Here is a 13,314-nt window from a genome sequence, read left to right as displayed (position 1 = left end):
GAAGCGCGCAAGGCGCGAATCCAAGGCACCCACGCTGGGTCAGGAACCGACCGCACCGTGGGGGGTTCGGGGGGCTCGGCCCCCCGGCAGACACCAGGCGGAGCGAGGGGAAGGTGGCCGAAGGACACCGAACAGGTGTCACCGGCGACGCCTACGCCGAACAGCCCCGCCCGGCTTCGCCGGGCGGGGCCTCTCCCCGGTCCCCACCGGTGACTCCACTATGGAGGGTCCGGGGAGAGGGCGCCACTGGTGTCCCCCGATCGTGCTACTGATTCATCAGCGCAGGTCAGGGGCGCTACCGAGAGTCAGGCGACGCCCGGGTCGGACGTCTGCGGGCCCGCGGCCGTGATGTCGTCGATGCGGTACCTGCGTGCGGCCTCCACGACCTTGTTCTGGTCCAGCTCACCGGCCTTGGCCAGGGCCGCCAGCACGCCGACGACGATCGACTCCGTGTCGACGAGGAAGTGCCGTCGTGCGGCCGGTCGGGTGTCGGAGAAGCCGAACCCGTCGGTACCGAGCGTCAGCATCTCGCCGGGGACCCACGGGCGGATGAGGTCGGGCACGGCACGCATCCAGTCGGACACGGCCACGACCGGGCCGTTCGCGTTCTCCAGCACGGAGGTCACGTACGGCTTGCGCGGCTCGGCTTCCGGGTGCAGGAAGTTGTGCCGGTCGATCTCGACGGCGTCGCGGCGCAGTTCGCTCCACGACGTCGCCGACCAGACGTCCGCGTAGACGCCCCACTCCTCGTCCAGCTTCTGCTGGGCGGCCAGTGCCCACGGCATGGCGACGCCGGAGACGAGGATGTTGGCGCGCGGGCCGTCGCCGTCGGCCGCCTTCTTGTACCGGTAGAGGCCGCGCAGCAGGCCTTCCACGTCGAGGCCTTCCGGTTCCGGTGCCTGGACGTACGGCTCGTTGTAGACGGTGAGGTAGTAGAAGACGTCCTCCGCCTGCTCGCCGTACATGCGCCGCAGGCCGTCCTTGACGATGTGCGCGATCTCGAACGACCAGGCCGCGTCGTACGCGACGACCGCCGGGTTGGTCGCGGCCAGCAGCAGCGAGTGGCCGTCGTTGTGCTGCAGGCCCTCCCCGGTGAGCGTGGTGCGGCCTGCGGTGGCGCCGAGCACGAAACCGCGTGCCATCTGGTCCGCCGCCGCCCACAGGCCGTCGCCGGTGCGCTGGAAGCCGAACATCGAGTAGAAGATGTAGATCGGGATCATCGGCTCGCCGTGCGTGGCGTACGACGTGCCCGCCGCGGTGAACGACGCGGTCGACCCGGCCTCGTTGATGCCCTCGTGCAGGATCTGGCCGCTCTCGCTCTCCTTGTAGGACAGCATCAGCGACGCGTCGACCGACGTGTACAGCTGGCCGAGCGGGTTGTAGATCTTCTGCGTCGGGAACATCGAGTCCATGCCGAACGTGCGTGCCTCGTCCGGGATGATCGGCACGAGGCGCGGGCCGATCTCCTTGTCCTTGGCGAGGTCGCGGACCAGCCGGACGAACGCCATCGTCGTGGCGACCTCCTGCTTGCCCGACCCCTTGCGCACGACGTCGTAGACCTTGTCGCCGGGCAGCGCCAGCGTCTTGGACTTCTTGCGGCGCTCCGGCACGAACCCGCCGAGCTGGCGGCGCCGCTCCAGCAGGTACTGGATCTCCGGCGCGTCCGGGCCAGGGTGGTAGTACGGCGGCAGGTACGGGTCCTTCTCCAGCTCCTCGTCGGAGATGGGGATCCGCAGCGTGTCGCGGAAGTTCTTCAGGTCGTCGAGCGTCATCTTCTTCATCTGGTGGGTCGCGTTGCGGCCCTCGAAGTGCGGCCCGAGGTTGTAGCCCTTGATCGTCTTGGCGAGGATCACCGTGGGCTGGCCGTGGTGCTCGACGGCGGCCTGGTAGGCGGCGTAGACCTTGCGGTAGTCGTGGCCACCGCGCTTGAGGTTCCAGATCTCCTGGTCGCTCATCGGCGTGACCAGCTCCTTCGTGCGGGGGTCCCGCCCGAAGAAGTGCTCGCGCACGAACGCGCCGTCGTTGGCCTTGTACGTCTGGTAGTCGCCGTCCGGGGTGGTGTTCATCAGGTTGATGAGCGCACCGTCACGGTCGGCGTGCAGCAGCGCGTCCCACTCGCGGCCCCAGATGACCTTGATGACGTTCCAGCCCGCGCCGCGGAAGAACGACTCCAGCTCCTGGATGATCTTGCCGTTGCCGCGGACCGGGCCGTCGAGGCGCTGCAGGTTGCAGTTGATGACGAAGGTCAGGTTGTCGAGGCCCTCGTTCGCGGCCACGTGCACGAGGCCGCGCGACTCCGGCTCGTCCATCTCGCCGTCACCGAGGAACGCCCAGACGCGCTGGTCGGAGGTGTCCTTGATGCCGCGGGCGTGCAGGTAGCGGTTGAACCGCGCCTGGTAGATCGCGTTCATCGGGCCGAGGCCCATCGACACGGTCGGGTACTCCCAGAAGTCCGGCATCAGCCGGGGGTGCGGGTAGGACGGCAGGCCGGCGCCGGGGCCGCCGTGGGAGTACTCCTGCCGGAAGCCGTCGAGCTGGTCGGCGGACAGGCGGCCCTCGAGGAAGGCGCGCGCGTACATGCCGGGGGAGGCGTGGCCCTGGAAGAAGACCTGGTCACCGCCGCCCGGGTGGTCCTTGCCGCGGAAGAACCAGTTGAAGCCGACCTCGTAGAGCGTCGCCGAGGACGCGTAGGTCGAGATGTGGCCGCCGACGCCGACGCCCGGCCGCTGCGCGCGGTGCACGGTCATCGCCGCGTTCCAGCGGATCCACGCACGGTAACGGCGTTCTGTCTCCTCGTCACCGGGGAACCACGGTTCCTTGTCGGTGGGGATCGAGTTCACGTAGTCCGTGCTGGTCAGTGACGGTACGCCGACCCGGCTCTCGCGGGCCCGTTCGAGCAGGCGAAGCATCAGGTAGCGCGCACGCTGCTGGCCGCCGGACGCGAGCATCGCGTCGAACGACTCGAGCCACTCGCTGGTCTCGTCCGGATCGATGTCCGGGAGGTGTGCCGCGAGACCGTCGCGGATGACCCGGACCCGCTCGGGCTGTTTCCTGCTGTTTTCGCTGTTCTGCGTAGCCAAGGGGTCTCCAGTGCCTGCGCTCATGGGGCTAACTCTGCCATCGTCGTCTCAATGGCCGCTCAGGTCATCCTTACCGACGAGTAAGGGCCGGTTTTGGGATGGTCCGTCCAGGGCAAACCCGGCGTGGGTGGTTGCGCGCTGGGGCAAGGTCAGTGTTCGCTGTCCCAATACCGATTCGCGGTCGGCCTGGAACGGCCACCGCGGTGGCGTTCGAGGAGGAGTGAGAAGCCGTGGTCGCCGCGGGAGACGCCGGGAAGGCTGGCGTCGCCGAGAGGCTCGGGATCGAGCCGGGGATGGTCGTCCAGGAACTCGGGTGGGACGAGGACGTCGACGACGGCGCCAGAGCCGCCATCGAGGAACAGATCGGCAGCGACCTGCTGGACGAGGACGCCGACGAGGTCGTCGACGTCGTCCTGCTGTGGTGGCGCGAAGACGACGGTGACCTGGTGGACGCCCTGATGGACGCCATGGGACCCCTCGCCGACAACGGTGTGATCTGGGTCCTGACCCCCAAGACCGGCCGCGACGGGCACGTCGAGCCGAGCGAGATCGCCGAGGCGGTGCCCACCGCGGGCCTCGCCCAGACGTCGAGCGTCAGCATCGGCAGCGACTGGTCGGCCACCAGGCTCGTGTCCCCCAAGTCGGCGAAGACCAAACGCTGAGCTTCGTTAGGCTGTCCTTCGGCAAGGTTCGCTCGCATCGGAGGTGGCTGCTCGGTGGTCGACGTCGGTTCCAAGGCGCCGGAGTTCACTCTCAAGGACTACAACAAGCAGGACGTGTCGCTGTCGTCGTACCTCGGGCAGAAGCCGGTGCTGCTGGTCTTCTACCCGTTCGCCTTCAGCGGCATCTGCACCGGTGAGCTGTGCCAGCTCCGCGACGACTTCTCGTCGTTCGAGGGCGTCCAGGTGCTCGGCGTGTCCGTCGACACGCCGTTCAGCCTGAAGAAGTGGGCCGAGCAGGAGAACTTCCAGTTCCCGCTGCTGTCCGACTTCTGGCCGCACGGCGCCGTCGCGCAGCGGTACGGCGTCTTCAACGAGAAGGCGGGCATGGCCAACCGGGGCACGTTCCTCATCGACACCGAGGGCGTCGTCCGGTTCGCCGAGGTCAACCAGCCCGGCGAGGCCCGGGACCAGGAAGCGTGGAAGAAGGCGGTCGCAGGCCTGTGACCGCCCCGGCCGGGCGACGTGCCCGGCCACCAGGGCGTATAGCTCAGCGGAAGAGCACTCGGTTTACACCCGAGCGGTCGTAGGTTCGATCCCTACTGCGCCCACTGCCGACCCAGGTCGGAGCTGGCCTGCTCCGTCCTGGTTCGTACTTTCATGGCTCTCCTCCGCCGGTTCACCGCCGGGAAATTCCGGCATCTCTCGCCGCCTTCGGCGGAGCCACGTAGTGGCGCTCCGCGACCGCTCGCGTGTTGCCTGATTGCCACATCCGAGCGAACAGACGATCTTCCATGCCCATGTCACGCCTTGCTGACATCACAAACGCTTCGTGAGTCGCGCCAGTTGCTGCGCGAGTGTCGTCGGATATCGCATTCGCAACGACCTCGTCGGGCGGCGTCTTTCGGTTCCACATGCCAGCCGCCAACTCGGCGGCATTGATCCACTGTTCAGCTACCTCAGCGAACTCGTTGAACCTCGCTGACGTGTGCCTGGACCCAACAAGCGGATGTGCAGCCGCGCCTCGAACAGATCGTTTGAGAGCTGACCCAGGTCTGGCGGGCTTGAGGCCCGAGGCAGATTGGCGACCACTCGCATGCCTTGCAGGTACGCCTCGCAGGTTCGATCCCTACTGCCCCCACCGACCTCCGGCTTACCCTGCGCGCGCCACGGTGCGGCAGGTTCCTGACCCAGCGTGGGCTGGTGGGATCAGTTGTCGGTGATGATGATGTCCAGGCCGTCGTCCGGGTGGTAGGTCCAGGTCGCGTTCAGGCCGCTCCACGAGGCGTCCTGCATGCCGTCCAGCGCGCGGGTCGAGTCCATCCGCGTGGTCACGCTGTCCGGGGTGTCCAGATAGGCGAGAAGGCAGCTGACCTCCGAGAAGGACAGGGACCCGGAGCCGAGTTCCTCGCCGCGCATGTCGATGACGAGCGTGTGGCCGCTGTCGACGACGTCACCGACCATGCAGTGATCGTGCGCTGCCTGCAGGGGCGTCGTCGCGGATGTGGGTGTGCCGGTGATGTCCCTGCCCGCTGTCGCGGCGGCGACGACGACCGCGATCACCGCCGCGACGATGACCGCGATCGGGATGACGAGGTGGCTCGACGTGGACGTGCGGTGTGCTGGTGGGTCCTGGTGCATGAGGTAGCCGGTCATGGGTTTGTCCTTCGACGGGGACGGCCGCTGTTGATCCACGCGTCGGTGCTGATCTTGGGGGTGTTGCGTCCCCACAGCCGGGCGGCCGCACGCCGGCAGGTGGTCCGGGGCTCGCTTCTCGTGTGGTGGTGTGGCGCTGACCAGGGGGAGTAGTGCGGTGATGGCGATCGTCGCGCGTCGCGAGGGGTGGACGGGTCGTCCACTTTCTGTCCACAAATCGGGCTTGCCGACGCGGTAGCGCGCCGTGGGCACGGTCGGTGATCCCACCCCCCGAATGGGACAGTGGCTTGGGTCACGATATGGTTCGCGCCACAGTGGACATACCGCAAACCCTAAGGACGCCAATGTTTCACGGTGGTGGAGAAGACGGCGACAGCTAGTCGCGGGCTGAAATGGCTCGCCGTGTTTCGCGCCGGGCTATTTCAGTTGGAGTCTGATTCCGATCCACGTGTTTCCGGGCACTTTCTCCGCGTACCAGCTGTAGGTCTTCCGGCCGTCCTCTTCCGTGACGTCGCCGAGTAGCTGGACGTCCGGTTCGCCCTCGCCGATGAGTTCGTACACCGCCTCGTGGCCCCTCGGCAGGATCACGCTGTACTTCACGAACCTGATCTCCAGCGCCTTGGTGGTGCGGAGCAGGAAATCCTCGGCCTTGGCGTGCCGCATCATCGGCCTGCACTTCGCCGGCCACGTGCGCTCCACGCGGAAGCGGAGCGTCTCGCCCCGGCGCAGGTAGGGGTCGAGGTCGAGGTACGCGACCAGCTTGTCACCCTCCCACGAGGACATGACGTTCCACAGCGGGCCCAGCGAGTTGTCGATGTTCACCCGCCGCGCGGTCATCGTGATCCGGCGGAGGTGTCGCCTCGGTTGCTGCCAGCGGCTCTTCGCGGTCAGCCTGGCGAAGAAGATGACCTCGCGCAGCGCCACCGCGTCGATGATCTGCACCTCGCGGGTGTCCCCGTTGGGCATGATCTCCACCGTCTGTTCCCAGTTGTCGACGGCGATGAGCGGTTCCGGGCTGAGCGCGCTGAGCACGTCGTAGTACCAGTTCAACCGCTGCAGGTACGTGTCGCGTTCCTGCTGCACGCCGCGCCGGTCGGCGAGCAGCAGGAGCATGCCCGCCAGCAAACCCGTGACGACGCCGACAAATGCCAACGTGCGGATTACCGAATTGCCGGACAACACTCCCAGCAGATTGGCAAATGTCACCGTTGCGAGGGTCGCCTTCAGTATTGCCGTGGGCTCGTGGTCACGGAGACAGTCGTCCATCCGCTTGGTGAGCGCCATGGCCCAGTCTGCCTCCCCCGCGCGTCTGACCAGCGACTTCGGTGTTTTCCGCTATTTCGGGCACCTTCATCAAGAATAGAACGCGGCGGGCGCCGTTCATTAGTGCATCAGAGTGGATCTCCCGTGTTCGGACCGGCCTGGTGGCGTTCGCGCGTGCATTGTGGGGCGTTCGGGAAACACAACCCGGGTGGCAGTGGCCGGGCCCGGGCAGGGGCAACTGCCGCCGCCCCGGGCGTCCGCCGAAGATTCTCGAGCGACGGTGTAAACAGATCGCTCGTGCGCGGAGTCTTCCCTAGTGATGGCTGATTACGAGGACTTCGTCCGGGCGCAGCTGCCTCGGTTGCTGCGGTACGCGACGATGCTCACCGGGGAGCGGGAGCAGGCCGCTGACCTGGTACAGGACGTGCTGGTCAAGGTCTACCGGCGGTGGTCGCGGATCAGCGACGCCGACCACCCGGACCGCTACGTCCTGCGGATGACCACCAACGGCTACCTGTCCTGGCGGCGGAGCAGAGCGGCGCGGCTGATCACCGCGGCGGAGCTGCCCGACGAGGTGCGGCCCGACGACTTCGCGTCGGACCACGCCCTGCGTGAGGACATGTGGCAGCGGCTGGCGCGCCTGCCCCGGCGCCAGCGGGCCGTGGTGGTGCTGCGGTACTACGAACAGCTGGCCGACGCCGAGATCGCGGACCTCCTCGGCTGCGCCCAGGCCACCGTGCGTGCCCACGCCCACCGCGCCCTGACGACATTGCGGAACGGCCTTGCCATCGAGCTTGTTGCCGAGGCCATGGAGAGCTGATGGAGATCGAGAAGTTGATCGAGGACACCTTCAAGGCGCACGAACACGTCGCGCCCGACAGCGACGCCGTGCTCGCCGCCGCGCGGCAGCGGATCGACCGCAAGCGCGCGGTCAGCAAGCCCCTCGCGGTCGCCGCCGGGGTGGTCGTGCTCACCCTCGCCGCGGTCACCGTCGTGACGCTGAACCGGCCATCGGGTGACGGCGGCACGCAGGCCGCCGGTCCCGCGTCCGGTGCGGTCACGGCCACGGGACCGGCGAGCACGACCCCCGCCACACCCGGCATCCCGCCCCTGACGATGCCCTACGACCTCGGGTGGCTCCCGCCCGGCGACGTCGAGTTCCTCGTGCACCGGATCAACACGGGCGGCCAGGAGGACGCGCCCGTGTTCGGCGGCGAGTACATGCTGTCCGTCACCAGCGGTGGCACGAAGCTCATGGTCGACGTCCAGGAGTTCAAGATGTCGCCGGTCGACGACGCGGCGTTCAAGTCCGGCCCCGGCAGCCCGGTCACCATCAACGGCAAGCACGGCGTCGAGAGCGCGAACTCCGGCGGCCCTGGCGGCTACGAGCTGTACTTCGAGCACCCCGAGCAGGGCTCGATGTACGTGAACGTCGGCCCCGAGAACGGCGGCACCGCGGACGCGCAGCAGCTGATCAGCTACGGCAGGAAGATCGCGCAGAACATCCGCTTCCCCGGCACGAAAACCGTCGCGCCGGCGTTCGGGCTCGGCGCGTTGCCGGACGGCATGCGCATGTGCGCGTTCGACGTCGAGAAGCCCTTCGACGCCGACGCGCCCGTGGGCGTCGAGGTGCCCGGTGGCTCGTCCGCGCGGGGGTCCACACCCAACACGGGCTACTCGGTCGGTGCGTGCACCGACATCACGGGGTCGATCAACATCGCCGTGACCGGCGTGAACGGGCCGCGTGGCGCGGCCGGGCAACCCGTGCAGGGGCACAAGACCCGGTTCATCGACGAGGGCGGCTACCGGTCACTGTGGATCCTCGGCGCGGTCGGCAACGCCCCGGTGCTCGTCGCGGGCCGCGTCCCGGCGGCGGACCTGTACGCCATCGCAGGCGAACTGGTGTTGCCCGCGGAGTGAAGTGGAGGCGGCCGCGGCGTCGAGCAGGATCCTGATCGCCACTGGGGACGATCTGTGCGGGGTGTGTAGGGATCCGGGTTGCTCGGTGCCGCGGGGCCTCGGTCCACTGCTTCTTCGTGGTTGGGATCGGAGGGTGGTGACGGTGTGTTACTGCCCTCCGAGAGGATCACCCGTGAGGGTGAGGGGCTGTAGCGTGGCCGTTATGTACCGCCAGCGGGTCCAGTCGTCGGCTGTGGTGTCCGTCGGGTACGACCGGAAGCGACGGGTGCTCGAGGTGGAGGTCGAGGGCGGTGCGGTGTACCAGTACCTCGACGTGCCTGCGCGGGAGTACTTCGCGCTGATCAGCGCCGACAGCGTCGGGCGGTACTACAACCAGCGGATCAAGGCCGGTTACGACTTCCGCAAGGTCTGAGTGAAGAACACGTTCAGCAGGATCGCCGTCACGCAGCCCGCGCTGATGCCCGACGACATGATCGTGCGGAACCACAGCGGGAACTGGTCGTACACCGTCGGCACGGCCACCGGGACCAGGCCGACGCCCAAGGAGATCGCGACCACCAGCAGGTTCCTGTTGTCGGCGAACGACACCGTCGACAGGGTGCGGATGCCGCTCGCCGCCACGGTGCCGAACATGGCGATGCCCGCGCCGCCCAGCACCGGCGCCGGGATGGTCGCGACGAGCTCGCCCAGCCAGGGGATCAGGCCGAGCAGCACCAGGATCCCGCCGCCGAACGCGACCACGTGCCTGCTGCGCACGCCGGTCAGCCCGACCAGCCCGACGTTCTGCGCGTACGCCGTGTACGGGAACGTGTTGAAGACACCACCGAGCACGGTGGACAGCCCGTCGGCGCGGAGGCCGTCGGCCAGCTTCCCCGGCATCACGTCGCGGTCGACGATCTCGCCGACGGCCAGGATGTCGCCGGTGGTCTCGGTCATCGTCACCAGCGTCACCACGGCCATCGAGACGATCGCGGCCACCTCGAACGTGGGCAGGCCGAAGTGGAACGGCGTGCTGACGCCGAACCAGGCCGCGTCGCCGAGGCCCGAGAAGTCGGTGAACCCCAACGGGATCGCGGCCAGCGTGCCCACCACGACGCCCAGCAGCACCGCGACCCGCGCGAACGCGGGCGGGGCGAAGCGCTGGACCAGCAGGATGACCACCAGCACCCCGGCGGCCAGGGCCAGGTTGCGCGGCGCCCCGAAGTCGTCCGCGCCGACCCCGCCCGCGGCCCAGTTCACCGCCACCGGCAGCAGCGACACCCCGATGATCGTGATCACCGTGCCGGTGACGACCGGCGGGAAGAACCGCAGCAGCCGTCCCCACACCGGCGACAGGGCGATCATCAGCAGTCCGGAGATGATCACCGCGCCGTAGATGGCCTGCAGGCCGCCGCCCGTCGTGCCGATCAGGACCATCGGCGTCACGGCCGCGAACGTGCAGCCCTGCATGATCGGCAGCCGCACGCCGAACCGCCAGAAGCCGAGACACTGGATCAGCGTCGCGACGCCGCTGACCAGCAGGTCCGCGCTGACGAGGTACCCGATGTCCTCGGCGGGCATGCCCATCGCCGACCCCACGATCAGCGGCACGGCGACCGCGCCCGCGTACATCGCGAGCACGTGCTGCAACCCGAGCGCGGCGAGCTGCCCGAACGGGGGAACACGGTCGACGGGGTGCGCTTCCGTGGAGATCATGTGAGCAACCAACTCCGGAACGTGGTCGCGGTCAAGAGGCGCGCACGGCTGTTAACACGGTGGTTGCGGGTCGGGCCTCTGTACCGACCGGGCCGCAGGGTGGGGTGCCTTTCCGGACTACCTGCCGGGCATGGGCAGTTCGACGACACGGTCCCGCGTTTGGCCAGACCGAGTCGGCGGTGATGCGATGGGTGGCGGTAGGTCGTGTTCCGTTGGGTACGGGTTTCCCGCCGGCGGCAAAGCCTCGATCGTCGTGGGCTGGTCGACCACAACCAGCAGCGGACCGTCGTGCAGTCGTCCGCCGCTCGGATCGAGACCGACCGCGTGGTGGGCGTCCTTGCCGACATCCAGACCCAGGAGAACCCCCATCGGTGGCCATGTCCCCATTCAGCGGTCCCTCTGTGCCGCCACTCCCGGATCATGCACTCGACTGGCGGCATCAGTAATGCCGAGTCTGGCGACCACCTCCATGATCAGGAGCTACGAGAAGGTAACGGAGTCCCTCGCCGGACGGGCTGGTCTCCGGAATGGCGGGGGTTTGGTCTCGGGTTGGTTCGGAAGGTGTCCGTGGTGCTCGCGTCAGTTCGCAAGGACGACGTCGCCGATGTCGCGGCGCTCGACCGCATCGCCGCAGAACCGGCGGGCGCGGACACGATCGCCGTGCTCACCGCGTTCTGCGCGACCGACTCGGTGCGCAAGGCGGCCGCGTCCGTCTACCGGCACCACAGCACCGTCGCGGCGCGCCTGGCGCACGCCGAGGAGCGGCTCCGGGTGCCTGCTGAGCACTTCGGACCCCTTGACCCGGTGATCGGGTTTCGCCAGGTCGACGGGGATGGTAGGCGGAGCCCACTTGTGGTGGGCTTGCGCCCGTTTTGCGGGCCATGCCCGCTTCGCGGGCCGGGTACGCAGCGTTCGGGCCCGTGCTGGTGCGGAGGTAGTGGTATTGCGTGCACGCCGAACGCGGCGGGCGTGGCCGTTCTCGTGGCGCGGGTGCGGCCCTCACACCGGTTGGGCAACTCCGCGGACTTGGTAAGGGGCAGGCAGGGCCGACGTGTGGTGGGCATGCGCCCACGCCCAAGCGGCCTGCGAACGCGGGCGGCGATCGGGTGGGTTTACGTGGTGGATGGTCGCCGTGGTGGCCTGGTGGGTTCAGGGCACCACGACGAGCAGGCCTGGTCCGTCGGTGACGGACGTGGCGGACTGTCGGGCGAGGTTGCCGCGGGTCAGCCTGCCGGTTCCAGCTCCGGGTCGGCGTCGCCCTGGGTGATGGTTACCGCTGCGGCGCGGGCCTTCTTGCGGCGCTTGCGGATGGTCATCGTGATGAGCAGGGCTGCCACCAGGACGCCGACCACGATCAGGCCGCCTGTGCTGATGATGCCCTCGATGCGTTTCGCCGCCTCGCCCAGTGCCGCGCCGATCGCGATGTGCATCGCTGACCAGCACGCCGCGCCCGCGACCACCGCCGGCAGGAACTTGCGGTACGCCAGGCCGGACGTGCCCGCCGCTGCCGGGGTCAGGGTGCGGACCACCGGTAAGAAGCGGGCGAAGAACACCGCCCACGCGCCCCTGCGCCGCAGGATGTCGGTGGCCTTGTCCCAGCCTTCCGCGCCGTACTTCTGGATGACCTTCGTCTCGCGCAGGGCCGGGCCGAAGCGGCGGCCGATGGCGTAGCCGATCGAGTCGCCGATGCCTGCCGCGACCGTGACCACGGCCCACAGCACGAGGAACCGCGACACCGAGTCGACCGTCGTGGCCGCGATCAGCAGGCCGCCCTCGCCAGGGGCGATGAACCCGAGGCCGATCGTGCACTCCGCGAAGACCAGCGCCCCCGTGGCCCCCACCAGTGCGGGTTGCGGCAGCGCCTGCAACCACTCCAGGACATCGCTCACCAACGCCACTATCTGCTCCCCTCAGATGGTCTTTCCCCCGGCCGAGCGCCAAGTTTGGCACTAGGACAGAGGAAATCACATCCGGGTTCCCCCTGACATCAACCCAGGAGCTGACTTATGGGTTCCGACTGAGGACGGAGGAGATCTCCTGCGAGGCCGGGCCTGCCTCCGCCAGGTGGCGCAGCGCCTCCGGGACCTCCTCGCCGCGGTGGGCGATGGCCTGGGCGTACAGGCGGCCAGCCCGGTACGACGACCGCACCAGCGGACCGGCCATGACACCGGCGAAGCCGATGGCCTCGGCCGCCTCCTTGTGCTCCAGGAACTCCTCCGGCTTCACCCACCGGTCGACCGGGTGGTGGCGCAGCGACGGGCGCAGGTACTGGGTGATGGTGATGATGTCGCAGCCCGCGTCGTGCAGGTCCCGCAAGGCGCTGACGACCTCGTCGGGCGTCTCGCCCATGCCCAGGATCAGGTTCGACTTCGTGACCAGCCCGGCCTCGCGGGCCTTCGTGATCACCTCGAGCGACCGCTCGTAGCGGAACGCGGGCCGGATGCGCTTGAAGATCCGCGGCACGGTCTCCAGGTTGTGCGCGAGCACCTCCGGGCGCGACCCGAACACTTCGGCCAGCTGGCCGGGGTCGGCGTTGAAGTCGGGGATCAGCAGCTCGACGCCGGTGCCGGGGTTGAGCGTGTGGATCTGCCGGACGGTCTCGGCGTACAGCCACGCCCCGCCGTCCTCGAGGTCGTCGCGGGCGACGCCGGTGACGGTCGCGTACCGCAGGCCCATCGCCTGGACCGACTCCGCGACCTTGCGCGGCTCCGACCGGTCCAGCTCGGCGGGGCGGCCGGTGTCGATCTGGCAGAAGTCACATCGCCGGGTGCACTGCTCGCCGCCGATGAGGAACGTGGCCTCGCGGTCCTCCCAGCACTCGTAGATGTTGGGGCAGCCCGCCTCCTCGCACACCGTGTGCAGGCCCTCGCGCCGCACCAGGCCCTTCAGCTCGGTGTACTCGGGGCCCATCTTGGCGCGCGTCTTGATCCACGCCGGCTTCTTCTCGATCGGCGTCTGGCTGTTGCGCACCTCGAGACGCAGCAGTTTCCGGCCCTCTGGAGCGATCGTCACGCCGTTCAGGTTACGCCCCTTGACTGCGT

The 13,314-nt window shown here is 68.7% G+C and carries 11 protein-coding genes, 1 tRNA gene and 1 pseudogene; 6 read left to right on the top strand and 7 right to left on the bottom strand.

Annotation, left to right across the window (positions count from 1 at the left end):
* Positions 1-305: 305 nt before the first annotated feature.
* Positions 306-3,080: a pyruvate dehydrogenase (acetyl-transferring), homodimeric type gene (aceE, locus tag ACYQ77_RS31625; protein ID WP_459717647.1), complete on the bottom strand. Its 2,775-nt coding sequence runs from the start codon at positions 3,078-3,080 to the stop codon at positions 306-308.
* A gap of 230 nt (positions 3,081-3,310) precedes the next feature.
* Here aceE and ACYQ77_RS31620 point away from each other — a divergent pair, with 230 nt between their 5' ends.
* The 3 genes from ACYQ77_RS31620 to ACYQ77_RS31610 all read left to right on the top strand — a co-directional run bounded on the left by ACYQ77_RS31620 (position 3,311) and on the right by ACYQ77_RS31610 (position 4,350).
* Positions 3,311-3,742, top strand: coding sequence for a DUF3052 domain-containing protein (locus ACYQ77_RS31620; protein ID WP_459717644.1), 432 nt, complete (start codon positions 3,311-3,313; stop codon positions 3,740-3,742).
* Positions 3,743-3,796: 54 nt separating this feature from the next.
* Positions 3,797-4,246 carry a peroxiredoxin gene (locus ACYQ77_RS31615; RefSeq protein ID WP_459717642.1) on the top strand — a complete coding sequence of 150 codons (450 nt, stop codon included), beginning with the start codon at positions 3,797-3,799 and terminating at the stop codon, positions 4,244-4,246.
* Between the two features lie 32 nt (positions 4,247-4,278).
* Positions 4,279-4,350: transfer RNA gene (locus tag ACYQ77_RS31610), tRNA-Val, on the top strand.
* A gap of 598 nt (positions 4,351-4,948) precedes the next feature.
* Here the strand turns inward: ACYQ77_RS31610 and ACYQ77_RS31605 are convergent.
* Positions 4,949-5,395, bottom strand: coding sequence for a hypothetical protein (locus ACYQ77_RS31605; protein WP_459717640.1), 447 nt, complete (start codon positions 5,393-5,395; stop codon positions 4,949-4,951).
* Positions 5,396-5,812: 417 nt separating this feature from the next.
* On the bottom strand, positions 5,813-6,547 hold the full coding sequence (locus tag ACYQ77_RS31600; protein ID WP_459717638.1) for a hypothetical protein: 735 nt from the start codon (positions 6,545-6,547) through the stop codon (positions 5,813-5,815).
* A 430-nt stretch (positions 6,548-6,977) separates the two neighbouring features.
* Here ACYQ77_RS31600 and ACYQ77_RS31595 point away from each other — a divergent pair, with 430 nt between their 5' ends.
* From ACYQ77_RS31595 to ACYQ77_RS31585, 3 genes are all read left to right on the top strand, one after another.
* Positions 6,978-7,478 carry a SigE family RNA polymerase sigma factor gene (locus ACYQ77_RS31595; RefSeq protein WP_459717635.1) on the top strand — a complete coding sequence of 167 codons (501 nt, stop codon included), beginning with the start codon at positions 6,978-6,980 and terminating at the stop codon, positions 7,476-7,478.
* Complete coding sequence (locus ACYQ77_RS31590; protein WP_459717633.1) at positions 7,478-8,578, top strand: hypothetical protein; 1,101 nt, start codon at positions 7,478-7,480, stop codon at positions 8,576-8,578. Before ACYQ77_RS31595 ends, ACYQ77_RS31590 begins: the two co-directional genes overlap by 1 nt.
* A gap of 202 nt (positions 8,579-8,780) precedes the next feature.
* Entirely contained in the window at positions 8,781-8,990 is a 210-nt protein-coding gene (locus ACYQ77_RS31585) for a KTSC domain-containing protein (RefSeq protein WP_459717630.1), read from the top strand.
* Here ACYQ77_RS31585 and ACYQ77_RS31580 read toward each other — a convergent pair.
* From ACYQ77_RS31580 to lipA, 4 genes and pseudogenes are all read right to left on the bottom strand, one after another.
* A complete protein-coding gene (locus ACYQ77_RS31580) occupies positions 8,969-10,273 on the bottom strand; it encodes a nucleobase:cation symporter-2 family protein (protein ID WP_459717628.1) in 1,305 nt (434 codons plus the stop codon). The two genes, ACYQ77_RS31585 and ACYQ77_RS31580, sit on opposite strands and share 22 nt — an antisense overlap.
* Positions 10,274-10,507: 234 nt before the next feature.
* A pseudogene (locus tag ACYQ77_RS31575) lies at positions 10,508-10,642 on the bottom strand (IS110 family transposase); the annotation flags it as partial.
* Between the two features lie 854 nt (positions 10,643-11,496).
* Positions 11,497-12,171 (bottom strand): DedA family protein, encoded by a 675-nt coding sequence (locus tag ACYQ77_RS31570; protein WP_459717625.1) that lies wholly within the window; start codon positions 12,169-12,171, stop codon positions 11,497-11,499.
* Positions 12,172-12,277: 106 nt separating this feature from the next.
* Positions 12,278-13,285 (bottom strand): lipoyl synthase, encoded by a 1,008-nt coding sequence (gene lipA, locus ACYQ77_RS31565; RefSeq protein WP_459717623.1) that lies wholly within the window; start codon positions 13,283-13,285, stop codon positions 12,278-12,280.
* Between the last annotated feature and the right edge of the window lie 29 nt (positions 13,286-13,314).

The sequence above is a fragment of the Actinophytocola sp. KF-1 genome (genome assembly GCF_054661535.1).
The sequence above is the reverse complement of the archived record's forward strand: the minus strand, read 5'-3'. Positions and strand labels throughout refer to the sequence as shown.